Source organism: Janthinobacterium sp. 64 (genome assembly GCF_002813325.1).
Taxonomy (GTDB): domain Bacteria; phylum Pseudomonadota; class Gammaproteobacteria; order Burkholderiales; family Burkholderiaceae_D; genus Janthinobacterium.
Genome location: NZ_PHUG01000001.1, coordinates 2,414,911 through 2,433,139, shown reverse-complemented (window position 1 = coordinate 2,433,139; position 18,229 = coordinate 2,414,911). Strand labels below are relative to the sequence as shown.

At 62.6% G+C, this 18,229-nt stretch carries 19 protein-coding genes; 1 reads left to right on the top strand and 18 read right to left on the bottom strand.

The genetic code is table 11. The features are described from left to right. Positions 1–49: 49 nt before the first annotated feature. The 9 genes from fliM to CLU91_RS28480 all read right to left on the bottom strand — a co-directional run bounded on the left by fliM (position 50) and on the right by CLU91_RS28480 (position 8,822). Entirely contained in the window at positions 50–1,036 is a 987-nt protein-coding gene (gene fliM / locus CLU91_RS10650; RefSeq protein WP_071075860.1) for a flagellar motor switch protein FliM, read from the bottom strand. 6 nt (positions 1,037–1,042) lie between these two features. Next, positions 1,043–1,555 (bottom strand): flagellar basal body-associated protein FliL, encoded by a 513-nt coding sequence (fliL, locus tag CLU91_RS10645; RefSeq protein WP_100874128.1) that lies wholly within the window; start codon positions 1,553–1,555, stop codon positions 1,043–1,045. A gap of 186 nt (positions 1,556–1,741) precedes the next feature. After that, positions 1,742–3,019 (bottom strand): flagellar hook-length control protein FliK, encoded by a 1,278-nt coding sequence (locus CLU91_RS10640; protein ID WP_157814676.1) that lies wholly within the window; start codon positions 3,017–3,019, stop codon positions 1,742–1,744. Positions 3,020–3,038: 19 nt separating this feature from the next. Further along, positions 3,039–3,479, bottom strand: a complete 441-nt coding sequence (gene fliJ, locus CLU91_RS10635) for a flagellar export protein FliJ (protein ID WP_071075863.1) — start codon at positions 3,477–3,479, stop codon at positions 3,039–3,041. Between the two features lie 32 nt (positions 3,480–3,511). Continuing rightward, positions 3,512–4,828: a flagellar protein export ATPase FliI gene (gene fliI / locus CLU91_RS10630; RefSeq protein ID WP_232730916.1), complete on the bottom strand. Its 1,317-nt coding sequence runs from the start codon at positions 4,826–4,828 to the stop codon at positions 3,512–3,514. A gap of 89 nt (positions 4,829–4,917) precedes the next feature. Continuing rightward, positions 4,918–5,631, bottom strand: a complete 714-nt coding sequence (gene fliH / locus CLU91_RS10625) for a flagellar assembly protein FliH (RefSeq protein WP_100876680.1) — start codon at positions 5,629–5,631, stop codon at positions 4,918–4,920. Positions 5,632–5,674: 43 nt separating this feature from the next. Then, positions 5,675–6,673: a flagellar motor switch protein FliG gene (gene fliG, locus CLU91_RS10620; RefSeq protein ID WP_034787109.1), complete on the bottom strand. Its 999-nt coding sequence runs from the start codon at positions 6,671–6,673 to the stop codon at positions 5,675–5,677. Next, positions 6,666–8,381 (bottom strand): flagellar basal-body MS-ring/collar protein FliF, encoded by a 1,716-nt coding sequence (gene fliF / locus CLU91_RS10615; RefSeq protein WP_100874127.1) that lies wholly within the window; start codon positions 8,379–8,381, stop codon positions 6,666–6,668. Before fliF ends, fliG begins: the two co-directional genes overlap by 8 nt. Positions 8,382–8,465: 84 nt before the next feature. Continuing rightward, the gene (locus tag CLU91_RS28480; protein WP_232730961.1) at positions 8,466–8,822 is read right to left on the bottom strand and encodes a hypothetical protein; all 357 of its coding nucleotides are present in this window, start codon (positions 8,820–8,822) and stop codon (positions 8,466–8,468) included. Between CLU91_RS28480 and fliE the strand changes: the two genes are divergently transcribed. After that, positions 8,719–9,021 carry a flagellar hook-basal body complex protein FliE gene (gene fliE, locus CLU91_RS10605; RefSeq protein ID WP_232730915.1) on the top strand — a complete coding sequence of 101 codons (303 nt, stop codon included), beginning with the start codon at positions 8,719–8,721 and terminating at the stop codon, positions 9,019–9,021. The two genes, CLU91_RS28480 and fliE, sit on opposite strands and share 104 nt — an antisense overlap. Before the next feature lie 111 nt (positions 9,022–9,132). Here the strand turns inward: fliE and CLU91_RS10600 are convergent, their stop codons facing one another. The 9 genes from CLU91_RS10600 to CLU91_RS10560 all read right to left on the bottom strand — a co-directional run bounded on the left by CLU91_RS10600 (position 9,133) and on the right by CLU91_RS10560 (position 18,226). Further along, entirely contained in the window at positions 9,133–9,894 is a 762-nt protein-coding gene (locus CLU91_RS10600; RefSeq protein WP_232730703.1) for a flagellar brake protein, read from the bottom strand. Positions 9,895–9,904: 10 nt separating this feature from the next. Further along, positions 9,905–10,231, bottom strand: a complete 327-nt coding sequence (locus tag CLU91_RS10595) for an EscU/YscU/HrcU family type III secretion system export apparatus switch protein (protein ID WP_096238642.1) — start codon at positions 10,229–10,231, stop codon at positions 9,905–9,907. Then, positions 10,224–11,411, bottom strand: coding sequence for a flagellar hook-length control protein FliK (gene fliK, locus CLU91_RS10590; RefSeq protein ID WP_100874123.1), 1,188 nt, complete (start codon positions 11,409–11,411; stop codon positions 10,224–10,226). Before fliK ends, CLU91_RS10595 begins: the two co-directional genes overlap by 8 nt. 17 nt (positions 11,412–11,428) lie before the next feature. After that, positions 11,429–11,755, bottom strand: coding sequence for a flagellar protein FliT (locus CLU91_RS10585; RefSeq protein WP_100874122.1), 327 nt, complete (start codon positions 11,753–11,755; stop codon positions 11,429–11,431). 3 nt (positions 11,756–11,758) lie between these two features. Continuing rightward, positions 11,759–12,214, bottom strand: a complete 456-nt coding sequence (gene fliS, locus CLU91_RS10580; protein ID WP_100874121.1) for a flagellar export chaperone FliS — start codon at positions 12,212–12,214, stop codon at positions 11,759–11,761. Between the two features lie 30 nt (positions 12,215–12,244). Continuing rightward, entirely contained in the window at positions 12,245–14,242 is a 1,998-nt protein-coding gene (fliD, locus tag CLU91_RS10575) for a flagellar filament capping protein FliD (RefSeq protein ID WP_157814675.1), read from the bottom strand. 117 nt (positions 14,243–14,359) lie between these two features. After that, a complete protein-coding gene (locus CLU91_RS10570) occupies positions 14,360–14,737 on the bottom strand; it encodes a flagellar protein FlaG (protein WP_100874119.1) in 378 nt (125 codons plus the stop codon). 92 nt (positions 14,738–14,829) lie between these two features. Further along, the gene (locus CLU91_RS10565; protein WP_100874118.1) at positions 14,830–16,284 is read right to left on the bottom strand and encodes a flagellin; all 1,455 of its coding nucleotides are present in this window, start codon (positions 16,282–16,284) and stop codon (positions 14,830–14,832) included. Between the two features lie 370 nt (positions 16,285–16,654). Further along, positions 16,655–18,226 carry a diguanylate cyclase gene (locus tag CLU91_RS10560; protein ID WP_100874117.1) on the bottom strand — a complete coding sequence of 524 codons (1,572 nt, stop codon included), beginning with the start codon at positions 18,224–18,226 and terminating at the stop codon, positions 16,655–16,657. Positions 18,227–18,229 lie beyond the last annotated feature (3 nt).

Below are 18,229 nucleotides of genomic sequence, written 5' to 3'. Positions count from 1 at the left end.
GTTTCTCCTGTTGTGCAGATACGGACCGCAACGCGGCCCGGGTAGTTATTTAGTGATTGTTCATGTTATCGGAATTTGCCAACAACTTTTCAACCTTCAGCGCATATTGTCCGTTCAACACGCCATACGTGCAATCCATCACGGGCACGCCGTCGACGGTGGCGGCGATCAGTTCGGGTATGTTGAGCGGAATGATGTCGCCCACCTTCATGTTCAAAATCTCGTCGAACGAGACGCGCGCCGTGCCCAGCGACGCCACCAGTTCGACTTCGGCGATCTGGATCTGCTGCGTCATCAGGCGGATCCAGCGCTTGTCCACTTCCAGCGCTTCGCCCTGCAGGCTCGAGGTCAGCGAATCGCGGATCGGCTCGATCATCGAATACGGCATGCAGAAGTGGATTTGTCCGGAAACGGAGCCCAGTTCCACCGTAAACGTCGAGGCGACGACGACCTCGTTCGGCGTGGCGATGTTGGCGAACTGCGTGTTCATTTCCGAACGGATATATTCGAACTCGACGGGGAAGACCGGTTCCCACGACTTGGTATAGGCTTCAAAGACGATGTCGAGGATGCGCAGGATGATGCGCTGCTCCGTCTGCGTAAAGTCGCGTCCTTCGACACGCGTATGAAAACGTCCGTCGCCGCCGAACAGATTGTCGACCAGCAGGAACACGAGGCCCGGATCGAAGACCATCAGGGCCGTGCCGCGCAGCGGCTTCATGTGGACCAGGTTCAGATTGGTCGGCACCACCAGGTTGCGGATGAACTCGCTGTATTTCGAGACGCGCACGGAACCGACCGATACTTCGGCGCTGCGGCGCAGGAAGTTGAACAGGCCCACGCGCAGCAGGCGGGCGAAACGCTCGTTGATAATTTCCAACGTTGGCATCCGGCCGCGCACGATGCGCTCCTGGGTTGCCAGGTTGTAGGTACGAACTCCCGTGACATCTTCCGGCGCCTGCGCGTCGTCCTGGTCTCCGTTGACGCCCTTCAGAAGGGCATCGACTTCTTCCTGGGAGAGGAAATTATCGGCCATGGCTGCTTATTGAATGATGAATGCGGTAAATAATACGTCCGTCACGTCCTGCTCCGGCCCTTTGTCCTCGAACGGCTGGTTCACCTGATTGATGATTTCGGCCGCCAGTTGCTGCTTGCCTTCCACCGTATTGAGTTCGGATGCCTTCTTGCCGGACAGCAGCAGCAGCAAGCGGCTGCGCACTTTCGGCATGTTGACCTTGATCAAGTCCATTTCTTCCGGGCTGCTGGCCTGCAAGGTGAAGGCGATCTGCAGGTATTGCTCGCCATTTTCCGGCTGCAAGTTGACGGTGAAGGAGTCGATGGGCACGAAGACGGGCGGGCCTGCCTTGGAAGCGGCATGTTTTTTCTTGCTGGGCGCCGCTTCTTCTTTATCGGCCTTGCCATGCAGGAAGTACCAGGCAGCACCGCCACCGATGCCGCCGGCCACCAGCACCGCGGCCAGTACTATGATCAGAAGCTTCTTTTTCGAGGCGCCGGCGGGGGCCAGGCCTGCATCTGCTTTCGGATCTGCTTTCATTTTTGGATTTGCTTTCAATGGTACACGAGTGCATGGAAGTGGATCACGACGCCATTATGTCATTATCGGCAAATTCTGCGCAGAAGGATGCAGTGAAAAGAGGGCGGAAGCGCCCTCAACTCGCTGTTTTTAGACGAAAAGTTACTCCCTGGGGCGCGCTTGAGGCTTGCGGCCGATGAATTGGCCTCAGGCAAAGGTATCCACGGCACTCAGGCTGGGCCGGCTGCGTCCGCCCGCCGCCGGTGCGATGGCGATCTCGCCACCGGAGACGCTGCCGCCCTGGCCATTGCCGCGGCGTTCGCCCGGGGCGGCACGCTCGCCATTGTTTTGCTGTTCCGGCGTGCCGGCCGAGACGGTGGCGCTGCCGAAGGCGATACCCGCTTCGCTCATCATCTCGCGCAGGCGCGGCATGGCCGCTTCCAGCGCCTGGCGTACTTCGGGCTGGGCCGACATGAAGGCGGCATCGGCCTGGTCATTGGTGACCGTCAGGACCACTTGCACAGGCCCCAGGTCGGGCGGATTCAGGGTCAGGGTGGCGCTCTGGTCGCCACCGGCCGCCATCCACACGACTTTCTGCCCCAGTTGCTGATCCCAGGCCGGCGTGCCGACCCGGCCCGTCAGCTTGTCTGCCGGCACGGCCACGGCGGCGGCGGCCTGCTGCAGCGCGCTCGGCTGCAACTGGGTTGCCAGACGGCTCAGGTCGGCAGGTGTTTCCTTGAGGATTGGTTCGGCTACGGCGGTGCCCGCCCTGGCCGTGGCCGCCAACTGGGCGTCGATGGCCAGCTTGCCCGGCTCGGCCTTGCCGTTCGGCACGCTGGCGCCTGGCGTGGCGGCTGCCTTGCCCTGGGCCATGCCCAGGCTGTCGGCAAAGTCGCCGTTGTCGGCTTGCGCGATGACCGTGGCGGCGGCCTTGCCGCTGCCCTGGCCGGCTGCCAGCAAGGCCCCTGTTGCCGGGCCCTTGGCGTCGGCCTTGACGCTGGCGCGCGCGGGCAGTTCCGGCGCGGCCTTGGCCGCTGGCGGCTGGATGGCCAGCTGGATGCTGCCCACCAGGGCCAGCATCTCGGCGGCCGGATCGGCAGGCGGCGGGACTGGCGCGGCGGGAATGGCGGGCACGCTGGCCTCGGCCGTGGCGTTGTCGCTGGTGGCGGGCGCCTCGCTGACCGGCGCGGCAGGCTGTTCCTTGTTGGCGGCCTGTTCGGTGCCCGCTTGCGCTGGCGTCGTTTCCCTGGCCGGCGCCTGGGCGTGGGCCGGCGTTGCCGCAGGGCTGGCGGGGCGGCTTGCCGCCGATGCTTGCACTTGCGCTTGCTCCATATTGCGGCTGGCCTGGCGTTGCTCGATCTGGCGATTCAGGGTGCGCTGGAAGTCGCCCGCCGTGCTGCTGGTGGGCGGCTGGCTGCGGTTGGCGGCGCCCGGCGTGGCGTTCGGCGAGATAATCTGGGAAATCGGTGTTGGCTGGGTTTGCATGATGCTGCCTCAGTGTTGCTTAGCGTTTGTAATAGGCTTGTCGCGCCGCGTGCTCATCCATTGCTTTCTGGTCGCGCTTGTTTTCCAGCTTCAGCGCCTGTTCCTGCGCCCGGTTGTTCAGGGTGGTGTAGGACATGCGCTTGCGTTCGGCCAGCTGCCAGCGCATCTTTTCATTCTCGCTGCGCGCCTGCGCATGCTCGACCACTTGCTGCTGGCCCTGGATGGCGCTGTCGAGCTTGACCATGAAAGCCTGGAAGTTGCGGTAAGCCATGGGCGTGATGCCGTTGCTCATGCTTGCCTCGAAGCGCTGGGCGTAGTCGTCGCGGTAGCCGGACAGCATGTCGAGCTTCTGGCGGCAATCGTCGAGCGCCTTCAGGGCCGCGCCCAGGCGCTTGGCGCAGTCGTCCGTTTCGCGCTGGGCAAGGTCGATCAGGGTTGCAAGTTGGGAAGGAGAAGCCATGTCTGATTATATTCCCGCCATGCAAGCCCTAATCAGTCGAATAGAGCGGTAAGTTGCCCCAAGCTCTCGTCCATGCTGACCCGCTCGGTGATTTGCTGTTGCAAAAACGCCTCGATCTTTTCATGCAGGGCAATCGCCTGGTCCAGCACGGGGTCGGTGCCGGCGCTGTAGGCGCCCACGCTGATCAGGTCGCGGCTGCGTTCATAGCGCGAATACAGCTGTTTCAGCTTGCGCGCCTGCTGCTGGTGCTCATGCGTGGTGATCGAATGGGCGGCGCGCGAAATCGATTGCTCGATGTCGATGGCGGGATAATGTCCCGCCTCGGCCAGGCGCCGGTTCAGCACGATGTGGCCATCGAGAATCGCGCGCGCCGAGTCGGCGATCGGGTCTTGCTGGTCGTCGCCCTCGGTCAGCACGGTGTAGAAGGCGGTGATCGAGCCGCCGCCTTCCTCGCCATTGCCGGCCCGCTCCACCAGCACGGGCAGCTTGGCGAAGACGGATGGCGGATAACCCTTGGTGGCAGGCGGTTCGCCGATGGCCAGGGCGATTTCGCGCTGCGCCATGGCGTAGCGGGTCAGCGAATCCATGATCAGCAGCACGTTTTGCCCCTGGTCGCGGAAGTGCTCGGCAATCGCCGTCGCATACGCGGCGCCTTGCAGGCGCATCAGCGGCGGTGTGTCGGCCGGCGCCGCCACGACGACGGAACGGGCCAGGCCTTCGGGGCCGAGAATCTGCTCGATGAATTCCTTCACCTCGCGTCCCCGTTCGCCGATCAGGCCGACGACGATCACGTCCGCTTCCGTGTAGCGGGCCATCATGCCCAGCAGCACGCTTTTACCGACGCCGGAACCGGCGAACAGGCCCATGCGCTGGCCACGGCCCACGGTCAGCATGGCGTTGATCGAGCGCACGCCCACGTCCAGGGTGGACACGATGGGCGCGCGGCCCAGCGGATTGGCGGGGCGCACGTTGATGGGGGCGCTGTCCGTCGTGTGCAGCGGACCGAGCTGGTCGAGCGGGCGGCCCGCGCCATCGAGCACTCTGCCTAGCAGTTGCGGCCCCACGGGCAGGTGGCGCGCGCGGTCGCTGGGGCGGCGGCGCGGGTGCGCCACGCTGCCGGGGCGGGGGATGGCCGGTTCGACGGAAAACACGCGCGTGCCGGGCACGATGCCCTCGACGTCGCTTTGCGGCATCAAAAACAGGCGCTCGCCTTCGAAACCCACGACTTCCGCCTCGACCCTGCCGCCATTGGGCAGCGGCACGGTGCAGGCGGCACCGACGGCCAGGCGCAGGCCCACCGCTTCCATCACCAGGCCGGCCACGCGCGTGACGCGGCCCGATATTTGCATCGGTTCCACGAAGCCGACCACGGCCGAACAGTCGCTCAGGTAGGCGCGCCAGCGCGCCGCATGGGCAGTCGGGCCTTTGACGGGCTCGCTCACGGCGCCAGCCAGTCCAGGTCTTTGCCCAGCGCATGCGTCAGGCGCTGCCAGCGGGTGGAGCTTTGCGCGTCGATCTGGTTGCTGGCCGTGTCGATCTTGCAACCGCCGCGTTCCACGCTCGGGTCTTCGATGACACGCCAGCCACCTTTGTCGAGTTCATCGCCGATGCCGTCGCGCACCACTTGCGCGTCTTCCGGGTTCAGCATCAGCAAGGCCGGCTGTTGCAGCACGGGCAAGTATTCGATGGCTTCGCGCACCATCGGCAGCATCAGTTCGGGGCGCACGGGCAAGGCCGTCTTGAGCATGGCCTTGGCCAGTTGCAAGGCCAGTTCCATGACGTCGTTGGCGATCAGTTCGTCGGCCTGCTGTACGGCCGTGCCGAAGTCGACGGCGATGGTTTGCAGATGCGCCAGCTCGATGGCCGAGGCCGCCTTGCCTTCGGCATACGACTGCGCATGGCCATCGGCATGCCCGGCCGCGTGGCCTTCCGCATAGCCGGCCGCGCGGCCCTCATCGAAGGCGGTGGCGCGCGCTTCCTCGCGGATGGCGTCGAGTTCTTCCTGCGTCGGGTATTCGAGCGGCGGGGCCGGCTCTTCTTCCGGCAGTTCGCCGTATGGATCCATTTCCGGGTCGAATTCGGGTTCAGGATCGGGTTCGAGCAGCTTGCGCGCCGCCACCACGCTGGGACGCTCGTCGCCAAACGAGGTCATTTCCCAGCGCTGGTAGGCGGTTTGCTGCTCTTTGGGAATCAAGTTAGACAAACGAATCCTCGCCTTTTCCGCCTAAGACAATCTGCCCCTCGTCCGCCAGGCGGCGCACGATCTGCAGGATCTGTTTCTGCTGCGATTCCACTTCCGACAGGCGCACGGGGCCTTTCGACTCCAGGTCTTCGCGCATCATCTCGCCGGCGCGCTGCGACATGTTCTTGAAGATCTTGTCGCGCAGCTCTTGCGAGGCGCCTTTCAGGGCGATGATCAGCATTTCCGACTGCACTTCGCGCAGCAGCAGCTGGATGCCGCGGTCGTCGATATCGATCACGTTGTCGAACACGAACATTTCGTCCATGATCTTTTGCGCCATGTCGTTGTCGTAGTTCTTGATATTGTCCATGACCGAGCCTTCTTGCTCGCCGCTCATGAAGTTCAGGATCTCGGCCGCCGCGCGCACGCCGCCCAGCGACGATTTCTTGATGTTTTCGTTACCGGACAGCAGTTTCGTCAGCACGTCGTTGAGTTCGCGCAAGGCGGCCGGCTGCACGCCGTCCAGGGTGGCGATGCGCAAGACCACGTCGTTGCGCAAACGGTCCGTGAAATGGCCGAGGATTTCGCACGCCTGGTCGCGTTCCAGGTGGACCAGGATGGTGGCGATGATCTGCGGGTGCTCGTTGCGGATCAGTTCGGACACGGATTGCGAATCCATCCATTTCAGCGATTCGATGCCGGACGCATCCTTGCCGCCCAGGATGCGCGACAGCAGCACGGATGCCTTGTCGTCGCCCAGCGCCTTGGTGAGCACTTGGCGGATGTATTCGTCCGAATCGAGGCCGACGGTGGAATTGAGTTCCGTCTGCGCGCGGAAGTCGTCGAGCACCTCGACCACCTGTTCGTGCGCGATGCCCTTCATGGTGGCCATGGCGGCGCCCAGTTTCAGCACTTCGCGCGGGCCGAGGAATTTCATGACCTCGGCCGCTTCGCTCTCGCCCAGTGCCAGCATCAGGATCGATGCTTTTTGCAGTCCCGTTGTCTCAGTCATTATTGCCTATCCATGCTTTGATGACGTTGGCCACCACGCGCGGGTCTTCCTGCGCCAGTTTTCGGGCCATTGCCAGGTTTTCGCGATAACCGCGCGCCGTATCTTCTTCCAGCTCTTCCAGTTCCGCTTCGCTGAGCAGGACTTCGTTTTCTTCGCCCTCCTTGGCCAGTTCCGGCTCGATGACGGGCGGCGGGGCGCCGAAATCGTCGATCTTGCGCATCACGGGGCGCAGCATCGGGCGCACGATCTTGATGAAGATATACAGCAGGATCAGGGCCGTGATGAGGAATTTCGCCAGCTCTTTGGCCAGCGGCAAGTTGGCCGGGTCGCGCCACCACTCCAGCTTGCCTTCCGGCGCACGGTCGATGCCGTCGAAGGGCGAGTTGGCTACGCTGAAGCTGTCGCCGCGCTCCTTGTTGTAGCCCATCGCTTCCTTGACCAGATTATTGATCTGCACCATTTCGGCAGGGGAAATCGGCCTGACCGTGACCTTGCCATCCTTGTCGAAGCTGCGGCGGTAGTTGACGACGACGGCCACCGACAGGCGGCGCAAGCCGCCCATGGATTTCTGCTCGTAGCGCACGGTCTTGTCAACTTCATAATTTGTCGTCGATTCCTTCTGGCTCGGCGTCGCCGGCGCGCCGCCCGGGGCGCCAGGCGCTTCGGCCGTCAGCGGCGCCGTCGCCACGCCCGGCGGCTGGTTCGACAGCGCGCCCGGCACGCCGGACGGATTGGCATTGCCGGCGCCCGTCGATTCGCTCGTCTGCTGGCTGCGGATGGTGGACGCTTCCGGTGGCGAGTTCGGCTTGTAGGTTTCGGCCGCCTGCTCGCTTTGCGAGAAATCCACATCGGCCGTCGCTTCGGCGCGGACATTGCCTTCGCCGACGATGGGCAGCAAGATCGATTCGACCTGCTTGATCACGCTTTGCTGCAATTGCTGCACGTACTTTAACTGGTTCGGGTCCAGGCTCTTGATGCCGTTGGCGCGGTCCTTGTCCTTTTCCTGGTTCGACAGCAGGTTGCCGGCCTGGTCGACCACGGTGACATTGACTGGAAGCAATTCCGGCACGCTGGACGCCACCAGGTGCACGATGGCGCTCACTTGCAATTGATCGAGGCCGCGGCCCGGGTGCAGGTTCAGCAGCACGGAAGCCGTGGGTTTTTGCTGGTCGCGCACGAATACTTGCGGCTTGGGCAGGGCCAGGTGGACGCGCGCCGTGTCGACGGCGGACACCGATTCGATCGATTTGGCCAGTTCGCCCTCGAGCGCGCGCTGGAAATTGACCTGTTCCAGAAATTGCGACACGCCCAGCTTCTGGTTTTCCATCAGCTCGAAGCCCACGTTGCCGCCCTTCGGCAAGCCTTGCGCGGCCAGTTTCAGGCGCGCGTCGTGGACTTGCTCGGTGGGCACGAGAATGGCGCCGCCCCCTTCGGAAAACTTGTGCTTGATGCCCAGCTGGTCCAGCGAGGCGGTGATGGCGCCACCGTCGCGGTCCGTATAGTTGGAGAACAGGACCTTGTATTCGGGGGGCTGGTTCCACATGTACAGGGCCACGCCGATGGCGATCAGTGCCGCCACACCCAGGCCGCGCAGGAAATTCTTGCCCATCGGCGTCTTGGCGAACGCTTGCACGGACTCCACGGGCGAGCGGGCAGGCGCCGGTTCCGGCGGTATGCGGTTCACATCGATTTCTTCGGCTACAGCCATGATTGCCTTCCAGGGCGTGTGGTTTGACGGGTATTGGGTGGTGCGTGGGGGCCGCTTCCTCGGGAGGAGGGGCGATATGCAGAATTATCCGCCACTGTCACGCGCTTCAATCGTCCAAACAGAAGGCGCTTTTGCCGCCTGCTCGGCCGAGCGGCTGGCGTTGGCGCTGGTATTGTGGAACCCTGGCAACATGTGACGGAAGTTATTGTACCCGTCGTTGCCTTGCAAGCCAGGGTTTTGTTCTCTGGGTGCAACAGGCATGGAACAGATATGAAGCAGACCAGAATCGGGAGGCAAAGTGAAAACAGGCGGTATCGATAGCAGCAGGATCGAGGCGATGATCGCGCAACTGAAGTCGGCAGCCACGCGGCCGGAGGCGAAAATACCGGCGATCCAGAGCGAAATGCCGGCAGCGAAGGTGAATTTTGCCGACGCCTTCAAGAGCGCGCTCGACTCCGTGAGCGGCGCGCAAAAGGCGTCGTCGGCGCTGGGCCAGCGCTTTACCATGGGCGACGAAAAGGTCAGCCTGTCGGATGTGATGGTGGCGATGCAAAAGTCGAGCATCGAATTCCAGGCGACGGTGCAGGTACGCAATAAATTAGTGTCGGCGTATCACGAGATCATGAATATGCAGGTGTAAAGTTTAATTTACCCCAAAGGCAAATTCCGGGGTCAGTTCCCAAGGAATCGGAATGCATCCCATTGGGATGCATTCCCCCGGCGGGTCTGACCCCAGCTTTCGGCTGGGGTATCAGCTGAGTCCAGCCATCCGTGCATTGCGCTCCCGCTCCAGCCGCGTGATATAGCGCTGCACGTGCGCTAGCATGCTGCGCGGCAGGTCGACGAACTGGCAGCCCAGGCGGCGGTTCAGCTTGTTGTTCAGCAGGGTCATGTCCAGCGAATTGCGAATTTGCAAGGTGGCGGTGACGATGCCGACGTCGGGCAAGTCGATGCGGCAACCGGGATAGTCCCTGCCGATGGTCTCGCCCAGTATCAGTTTATTGTCCAGGATGGCGATGCCGCCGCAGCTGATGTCGGCCAGCGGAAACAGGGCGTCGGCGCCGCCGAGCGAAGGCGGCAGGGGAATCGAGACGCGTACGGGATTGCTCACGGGTGTGGTCATGCGGTAATACTCGCGCCGCTGCAGACGGATCAATGTTTCTGGAATGGCAATTTTCAAGGCGGGTGTGCCGCCGTAATTGCACTCTTGCACCTGGGCACTGGCAAACAGGATGCGGATCTTGTCGAGCGAGGTTTCAAACGAGATGCCCTTGGCGGCCAGCATGCGCCGGTTCTGGTCGGTGTTCACGGAACGGTCGAGGATGACGGCATTGTGGTCGGCATCGACTTCCAGGATCGAGGTGACGCACACATCGGATTCACCGTGGATCAGCATGCGGATCAGCTGGTTCTTTTCGCTGATGCTGCGCAGCAAGGCGATGATTTCCCGCCGCGATTCCACTTCAAAGTCATGCCAGTTTTCGAGGCCGGAATCCATAATATGTGCTTGCATTGATGCCTGTCTATGTATCGGTGAGGTTGATGCTGGTGTCGGGCGGCGGCGGGATCGGTCCGCCATTCGCAGATTCAATATGATATAACCAGGCCAGCAGTTCTGCAATCGCCCGATACAGGCCGGGCGGAATCTGGCGGTCCAGGTCGACATCCATCAGCAGCGCCACCAATTCCTTCGATTCATGCACGAAGACGCCGTGTTCGCGCGCCGTGCTGATGATCTGGTCCGCGATCAGGCCGCTGCCCTTGGCCACCACCTTGGGCGCCGGCGTGCCGCTCTGGTAGGCCAGGGCGACGGCCGTCTGCGGCACCTTGCGCTTGGTGTCGTCAAGCATCATCTGTTTTCGCTGGCTCGGCCGCTTCCGGCTTGCCGGCGATCGTCAATGACGCCAGGGGCCAGCCGGCCGCATCGAGCGACGTTTCCAGCCGCGCCGCATGCTGGCGCAAGGTGTCGGCGCTGGCCTCGCTGCCGGCCTGCAGCTGGATCGCGACCCGGCCGCCCTGCAAGACCACGTGCGCGGCCAGGTCGCCCAGCAGGGGGAACTGGAAGCGCACATTGCTGCGCCAGGCCGTTGCTTCCTCGTCGGCCTGCGTGCCTGCGTGCTGCTGTCCTTCCGGCGCATCCTGGCTGATATCCCACTGCATCTTCTGCCCGGGCCAGGCTTCGCCCTGCCACTGCACGCGCGCCTGTTCGTGCGTATGCAGCTGTAAATTGATCAGCTGCGCCGAGGCCAGGTCGGTGCCCGTCCTGGGCGCCTCGCCCGGCGCGGCCTTTTGCATTTGCGGTTCCAGCAGCAGCGAGGCCAGCGGACGCTTGCCTTCGGCCCATTCGGCCACGTGCGATTCATAGAACAGGCCGCTGCTGCCGACCGTGTCGCGCAGCTTTTGCGCCACCTGGGCGGGATCGGCTCCCGGCGCGGCCATCAGCGGCGTCTTGCCGACCAGGGACAGGGGCGCGCCGGGCACGCTTTCAGCCTGACTGAGTACGCTGCTGATGGCGCGCGCGGTGGTGCTCAGTTCCGGCGCCGGTGTATCGCCTGCCAGGGCGGGCAGCAAGTTGGCCGGTGTCAGGGGCGCGCGGCTGAGCAGGGTGGCGGCCGTGCTGCTGGCGCGCGTGCCCGCCTGGGCGGCGCCGGTCTGGGGCCCGCGCGTTTCTGCCTCCTCGGGCTCGGCTTCCGCGTCCGCATACGTCAGCAGGGCGCTGGCGGGCTGGTCGCGGTTATTGCCGATTTGAAACGAAGGGCGGGGATTGATGCCGATCAGGGTCAGGGGAATCTCGCTGCCCGGCTGGGCGCCGGCGGGCAACTGCATGCGGGCCGGCGTACCGGCCACGCGCACCAGGTAGCTGCCATCGCCCATGCGCGCCAGCACCTGGCCCTGCATGGATTTACCGATCAGTCCTTGCAGCGAGCGCTGGAACTCGGCCTGGCGCGGGTCGGCGACGGCGTCGGCCGGGCGCGCGCCCTTGACCGGGGTCAGGGGCGTCATGCCGATGGCATCCATCTTCGGCAACATGGCGCCCCCGCTTGCGTTTAGACGCCGTAGGCGTTGGCCAGGCGCCGTTCGGTGCCCGTGCTGTTGATCAGCTTGGACAAATGCGCCATCCACGGCATGGTCAGGTCGCGGATCTTGCGGTCGTCTTCCAGAATTTGCTTGATCAGGGCGACCTTGCGCTGGCGGCCGGCGCTTTCCAGCACGACTTTTTCTTCATTCGCTTTCAGCGCTTCCACGTGCGCGCTCACTTGCTGCTCCAGCGCTTCGAGCGCGTCCCAGTCGGCGTTGCTGGCGGCCGTCACCATCCGGCCCGTCAGGGTCTGCATGGTTTCGTAGGTGGTCAGGACTTCTTGATTGGTCATCATGGGTCAGGCGCTCGCATAGTTGGAGATGCGGGTAGCAGAGGCATCGCTAGCGGCAATATTCATGCCGGAAGGCGTGCCTATGGCGTTCCAGGTGTCGCGCAGGTCGGTCAGAAGGCGCTGGATCTCTTCGAGGATGTTCAGGTCATTTTTCAGGTTGGCCGTCAGCAATCGCGCGCCCATGTATTCATACAGCGCATCGAGGTTTTCGGCGATCTCGCCGCCCGCATTCTTGTCCAGGCTGGCGCGCAGACCTTGGTCGATCAGCTGCATGGCGCGTGAAATGGATTTGCCCTTTTCAGGGATATTGCCAGCTTTCATGTGCATCTGCGCACTCAGCACGGCTACCAGGGCGCCGTCGTACAGCATGGCGATCAGCTTGTGCGGAGAAGCGGCACCTATGCCTGTTTCCAGGCCAACCTTGGCGTAGGATTGCGCGCCTTTGTTTGATGATCCAAACATTCGTTTTCCTCTAGTAGATATGCGTTAACTCTAAGACAGCTTCGCCAGTTGCTGAGTCAAATAATTGGTGGTGCTGTTCATCGAACTGAGCTTCACGTCGAGCGCACTGTATTGCTTGCGCAGCCTCGCCTCGGTCAGGGTCAGGCGGCTATTGAGCGCATTGCGCTGCTTGGTGATATCGGCAATGCTCTTGTTCAAGCCATCGTTCTTGTTTTGAATCAAGCCCGACGTGCCCAGGTAGCTGTCGGTCGTGCTGGCAAACAGGGCGCTGACGCCTTTCGAAATATTCACCGTGCCACGGCCGCCCAGCTGGCCGCCGTTGATCAGCACCGCAATGCCGGCGCTGCCGGAGCCGGGTGAACCGGTCAGGGTCTGACCGCTGCCGACGGCCACGGCGCCGTCGATGGTGCCCGCTACATCCACGCCGGTGGTCATCGTCGGGCTGCCAAACAGTCCATCGGCGCCGTTGCCGGTAATTTCCAGCTTCGACGCGGTTCCATATTTGTTCGAGGTAATATTGATGACGCCGTTTTCTTGCTTGACCGTCACGCCGACCGTTTTGTCGGTGCTGCCGGAGGCGCCATTGATCAGCGACTGCAGATGGCTGACCAGGCTGTCCGCCGTGTAGGTGCCCGGCACCAGCGTGGCCTTGCTGCTGACGCCATTGATCGTCATCGAAAGGTTGTCGTTGACGCCGGCGATGATGGTCAGGCCCGCTGGCGCGCTGCCCGCCAGGGTGCCTTGCGTGGCCAGCTTGGAAATCGAGATGGCCTTGGTGCCGACCGTCGAGTTGCTGGTCGAGCTGACGAAGCTGACCAGGCTGTCGCTGGTCGAACCGGACGTGGCCAGCAGCTTGATGACGTCGTCCGGACTCTTGTCGATGGCCGTTTGCAGCTTGCCCGTATCGAGCTTGAGCGTGCCATCCTTTTGGAAGGCGACGCCCAGCTGGCTCAGGCTCGTCACGCTACCCGACAAGCCGGGCACGTTGCTGGAAAACATCTTGCGCAAGCTCGCCTGCAAACTCAGCGTAGTCGAGTCGCCCACCAGCGGACCGCCCGTGCGCGCCGCACCCTGCTTCTGGTCCGGCGTGACTGCCGTCAGGCCGGTGATGGTCGTGTTCAGCTCGTTGTAGGCCTTGACGAAGTTGCTCAGGGCCGTCTTGATGCCGGAGGTGTCCATGCTGACGCCGACATTGCTGACGCCGATCTTCAGTACCGACATCGTCACGCCAGGCACGGCGTTGTCGACGTTATTGGTCGGACTGGTGATAGCCACGCCATTGACGGTCAGTTTGGCATTTTGGCCAGCATTGCTTTGCTTCATGTTCTGCGTGCCGTTCGGCGCGTAGGACAATAAATTGCTCAAGTCCTGGTCGCCGGCGACGGAAACGCGCATGCTCGACGTTTCGCCGCTCTTGTCCGAGGTCAGTACCAGGCGGTTCGGCGTGCTGCTACCGTCGGAAATAATGCTGGCGGTCACGCCGACGCCAGCCTTGTTGATGGCGTCGCGGATGCCTTGCAGCGAGTTGTTGCTGCCGTCGATGGTGACGGTGCGGGCCGTGCGGGTCGCATCGAGATCGAAAGTGGCCCCCGTATACTTGCCGTCGGCCAAGGTGCCGCCCGTGACGCTGCCGAAGTCAAAAGTGAGCACGGTGCTGGCGCCAGAACCGATCAGCGCGCTGGTGCTGAGCTGTCCGGCGGCGCTGACGGTTTGCGCCTGCGCCAGTTGGCCCACATTGACACTGTAGTTACCCTTGACGGTATCCTTGCCGGCGGTTGCAGTGAGCACCTTGTCGTCCGAGGAGGTGGCGTTGGCCACCTTGTATTTCGAGGCGTCGGCCAGGGCGGTGACGGTGCCCTGGAATGCGCCGACGGCGCCGCTCAGGGTGCCATAGGCGGATAATTGGGTGGTGATGGCCTTTTCTTTGTTCTGCATGGCGACAAAGGGGCGGCTTTCCACGGTCATCAGTTGACTGACCAGGCTATTTACGTCGAGGACGCCACCAGTACTGAGGGATGCAACAGCCACAATGACCTCCTAGAGAATGCATGAATATAACTGGTTAACGGCATGTTTCATCCATACTTTAGAGGGGTATTTGGCCGCCTGTTTATCCTATGCCCAAGGCGGTGGCATGGCGGCGGCTCAGGCCGTTTGCCGGATCAGCAAGCCTTGCACTTTTTCCAGCGCCTTGCCGATTTCTAATGCTTCCTTGGTGGGCATCTGGCGGATGACTTCGCGCGTTTGCTGGTCGATCACCTTGACGACGGTGCGCTCGCTGTCGGTGTCGACCGAAAACTCCAGTTCGCGCGACATGAACTGCATGGCCTTGTTGATGTCGCTGACGACCTGCTTGACCTCTTTCAGCTCGGACTGCGCGTCTTCCTTGCTGGCAGCCTTGCCGGTGGGATTGCTGTCCGTGGCCGCAGGCGCCGCAGGCTTGGCGGCAGTGGCGCCGCCTGACGTGACCGCGGTACGCTGCTGCAGTGCGGCTGGGACGCCGCCTGTTGCCTGGATATCCATGATGTTGTCCTCTAAACAAAAATCCCCGGCAGATCAAGATGCGTCATCTGACCGGCCGGGGAGGGCTAAGCTACGTTACTGCCTGGTGGTGATTAACCGCGCAGCAGCGACAGCACGCCGTTAGGCAGCGAGTTGGCCTGGGCCAGCATCGCGGTACCAGCCTGTTGCAGGATCTGGCCGCGCGTCAGCTTGGCCGTTTCCGCCGCGAAGTCGGTATCCTGGATGCGGCTACGCGAAGCCGACAGATTTTCCGAGGTCGATTCCAGGTTGCTCACGGCCGTTTCAAAACGCGACTGCAAGGCACCGAAGGAAGCGCGCTGGCTGTTGACGCTCGACAAAGCCGAATCGAGAATCTTCAGCGCATCGTTGGCACCCTTGACGGTCGACACGTCGATGCTGGCCACCGATTTGAGGCTGGCGGCGCCGGCGACAACACCATTCTTGCCTGGGGCCGAATCATTGCCGATCGAAAAACCCTTGTCGGAGTTCATCGAAATATAGCCCATCGTCGTTGCGGTCTCGCCAGTGCCGATCGACGCCGTGGTGCCTACCGTTCCGGTCGAGCCGATGGACGCCGCGGTCACCAGCGAGGCGGCATCAGTGCTGTTGTTTTTCAGCGTGACGTTATTGCCGGAAGTGTTGGTCAGCACCAGGCCATCGTTGGTGTCGTTCAACTTGGCGGTGACGCCGGTGGTGGACGACACGTCATTGAAGGCGCTCACTGCCGAGGCCAGGCCCGATGCATTCAGTGCTGCGCCGACCGTGAAGGTGACGTTGGCGGCGGTACTGTTGTCGGAGGTGACCGCCAGCGTATACACTTTGTTCGCAACAAACTTGGCCGACTCTTCGGTCTTGGCCGTTGCCGTCACGCCCGTCTTGTCGGTCGAACCATTGATGGTTGCCGCCAGCGATTGTGCGGTATCGCCCACCTTGGCCGTAATCGTTGCCGATTGCAGGCCTTGAATGTCGAAGGTGCCGCCGCTGTAGGCGGTGCCGGTGGTGACCGTGGTCGGTGCTGCGCTGGTTGCCTCGTTATTGCCGTAGTTGCTGGTACGGAAGTTGGCGGTCGTGGCCTGGATGGTCTGGCCAGCGTTGGCGCCAACCTGGAACGATGCCGTGCCGAACGAGCCGTCGAGCAGTTTCAAGCCGTTGAATTCCGACGTTTGCGAGATGCGGTCGGCTTCCGACAGCAACTGGCCTACCTCAGCCTGGATTGCCTTGCGGTCGCCTGCCGAGTTGGTGGCATTCGACGATTGTACCGACAGTTCGCGGACGCGTTGCAGGATGTTACCCGTCGAAGCCAGCGAGCCCTCGGCCGTTTGCAGCAGCGACACACCGTCGTTGGCGTTGCGCTTGGCTTGATCGAGACCGCGGATTTGCGAGGTGAAGCGCTCGGAAATCGCCAGGCCAGCAGCATCGTCTTTTGCGCTATTGATGCGCAAACCCGAAGACAGGCGTTGCAATGACGTGGACAGGGCGGACTGCGATGTGCTCAGGTTGCGTTGCGCATTCAGTGACGAGGTATTGGTATTGATGACTGAGGCCATTTTGAAGCTCCTTGCTATATGTTTTGGCTATGTGCCTTGTACCTTGGTCTGCCCCTGCCTTCCGGGACACTCACACCGCAGTTATATTCATTAACGGAGTGGGCCATGGAAAGTTTAGGGAAATAAAGCGAGTATATTTTTTGTTTTGCCCCTCAAGTTGCCATGGGCGAAGACGCGTAGACGGCAGGCTTTGGCTAAACTTTAGGGTTGCAAATAATTAAATATAAGAAATAATGTTCAGTATCTTTTGATTGTCACAGGGGGGGGGCATGCCGGCCGCTGGCGCGCCGCCGTGCGCCCGTGCCGGGCACAGCCAAAAAAAAACCCACCGTTGGGTGGGCATGGTGCGTGACAGCCTGCAAGTTGCCGTTTAGTCGGCCACCACCACGCGGTTCTTGCCCGTCTGCTTGGCCTGGTACATGGCGCGGTCGGCGCGCTTGACCAGCTCGGCCTGGTCTTCGTTGGGCTGGCGCAGGGCCACGCCGGCGGAAAAGGTGATCAAGACTTTTTCGTTGTCGTGCAGGAAGAAGTGCCGGGTCAGCTCGCGCTGCAGGCGCGTCATCGTCGACGAAGCCGCTTCGACCGTGGTTTCCGGCAGCAGGATGAGGAATTCCTCGCCGCCGAAACGGGCGATGACGTCCATCGAGCGCAGGGTTTCCTTGACGATTTTGACCAGGTGTTTCAGCGCCGCATCGCCGGCCAGGTGGCCGTAAGTGTCGTTCAGGCGCTTGAAATCGTCCAGGTCCAGCATGGCGATGCACAGCGGCGTGCCACGGCGGTCGGAGCGGGCCGTCTCGCGCTCGAACACATCGTCCAGGCCACGGCGGTTCAGGCTGCCCGTCAGCTGGTCTTCCCGCACCAGTTCGCTCATATGCTGGAGCTTCGCTTCCAGGGTGTGGATGCGCTGTTCCGCATCCTGCACTTCCTGGCGCGCCAGCACCATCTTGTCGCGTGCGCGCAGGGCTTCGTTCTGCACCATGCGCGTTTCGCGCAAGACTTCGTCGAGAACACTGTTCAATTCGCTGATATTTTCCGCCTGGCTGATCTTTTCCGAATAGCCGCCGATCTTTTCATGGAAGTCGCCCGTGCTGGCCGCCACTTGCCCCAGGCGGTCGATGAAGGTCATCATCATGTTCTTGACCGTCAGTTTGACATCGGACAGGCTGTGCTTGAGCTGGCTTTGCTTGTAGATGACTTCCTTCAGGCTGCGCGTGGCGTCTTCCAGCGCGCGCTGGTCGAGCGGGCCGGCGATCAGGTTTTGCACGGCATCGACCTGGCCGCGCAGCCAGCTGTCGTCGTCGAGCAATTGGCTGACGTTGTCCAGCAGCAACTTGAACAGGCGCAGCAGCAATTCCTGCTGCTCGGCCGTATCGCCGCTTTTCAGTTCGATCTGGTAGCACAGCTGCTTCAGGCGCAGCGCCGCTTCGTTCAGCGCCTCTTCCGTGTGCGCCAGCTTGATGGCAGTGCCCAGCGATTCGGCTTCTTCCACCAGCGCGGGCGTGCCCGTGAGCAAGGTGGCGACGGCAAAACCCAGGGTGCGGCTGAGCAATTCACGCAGGGTGCGCGTCTGCTCGCCGTCCGGCAGGGGTGGCAATTCGATGCCGCCGCCTTTCTTGACCTGTTTTTCCGCCAGCTGCGCCAGGGTGCGCGCATAGCTGTCCCAGTCGCGCGCCTTCAGTGCCCGTTGAAAACGGCGGCCAAAGTCGCCCAGTTCGCCCGCCGATTCGCTCATTCTGGCGGCAAACTGCGTCAGGACGTTTTCCGCGCCGCTTTCCGTGGGTGCACTGGCGGCCAGCACGGCTGCCGGGGCGGCAGGCGTATCGGCCGGTTCGCTGATGCCGGCGATCTCATTGTAGATATCGCGGTAGGCGCCGGGCGTAGGAGCGATGCGGCGCGTGGCCAGGCGGCGAAACGCTTCGCGGGCGATATCGGCCGGATTCATCGC

What these genes read in the sequence shown, in the direction of transcription:
- CLU91_RS10640 (WP_157814676.1), bottom strand. Translation starts at nt 3,019, where the DNA reads ATGCAAACCCAGCCAACACCGATTTCCCAGATTATCTCGCCGAACGCC.
- CLU91_RS10585 (WP_100874122.1), bottom strand. Translation starts at nt 11,755, where the DNA reads ATGATGACCAATCAAGAAGTCCTGACCACCTACGAAACCATGCAGACC.
- fliI (WP_232730916.1), bottom strand. Translation starts at nt 4,828, where the DNA reads ATGCAAATATCGGGCCGCGTCACGCGCGTGGCCGGCCTGGTGATGGAA.
- fliJ (WP_071075863.1), bottom strand. Translation starts at nt 3,479, where the DNA reads ATGGCTTCTCCTTCCCAACTTGCAACCCTGATCGACCTTGCCCAGCGC.
- fliF (WP_100874127.1), bottom strand. Translation starts at nt 8,381, where the DNA reads ATGGCTGTAGCCGAAGAAATCGATGTGAACCGCATACCGCCGGAACCG.
- fliK (WP_100874123.1), bottom strand. Translation starts at nt 11,411, where the DNA reads ATGTTGCCGAAGATGGATGCCATCGGCATGACGCCCCTGACCCCGGTC.
- CLU91_RS10595 (WP_096238642.1), bottom strand. Translation starts at nt 10,231, where the DNA reads ATGCTTGACGACACCAAGCGCAAGGTGCCGCAGACGGCCGTCGCCCTG.
- fliL (WP_100874128.1), bottom strand. Translation starts at nt 1,555, where the DNA reads ATGAAAGCAGATCCGAAAGCAGATGCAGGCCTGGCCCCCGCCGGCGCC.
- fliM (WP_071075860.1), bottom strand. Translation starts at nt 1,036, where the DNA reads ATGGCCGATAATTTCCTCTCCCAGGAAGAAGTCGATGCCCTTCTGAAG.
- fliG (WP_034787109.1), bottom strand. Translation starts at nt 6,673, where the DNA reads ATGACTGAGACAACGGGACTGCAAAAAGCATCGATCCTGATGCTGGCA.
- CLU91_RS10600 (WP_232730703.1), bottom strand. Translation starts at nt 9,894, where the DNA reads ATGCAAGCACATATTATGGATTCCGGCCTCGAAAACTGGCATGACTTT.
- CLU91_RS10570 (WP_100874119.1), bottom strand. Translation starts at nt 14,737, where the DNA reads ATGGATATCCAGGCAACAGGCGGCGTCCCAGCCGCACTGCAGCAGCGT.
- fliE (WP_232730915.1), top strand. Translation starts at nt 8,719, where the DNA reads ATGATCGCGCAACTGAAGTCGGCAGCCACGCGGCCGGAGGCGAAAATA.
- CLU91_RS10560 (WP_100874117.1), bottom strand. Translation starts at nt 18,226, where the DNA reads ATGAATCCGGCCGATATCGCCCGCGAAGCGTTTCGCCGCCTGGCCACG.
- CLU91_RS10565 (WP_100874118.1), bottom strand. Translation starts at nt 16,284, where the DNA reads ATGGCCTCAGTCATCAATACCAATACCTCGTCACTGAATGCGCAACGC.
- fliS (WP_100874121.1), bottom strand. Translation starts at nt 12,214, where the DNA reads ATGTTTGGATCATCAAACAAAGGCGCGCAATCCTACGCCAAGGTTGGC.
- fliH (WP_100876680.1), bottom strand. Translation starts at nt 5,631, where the DNA reads ATGACCTCGTTTGGCGACGAGCGTCCCAGCGTGGTGGCGGCGCGCAAG.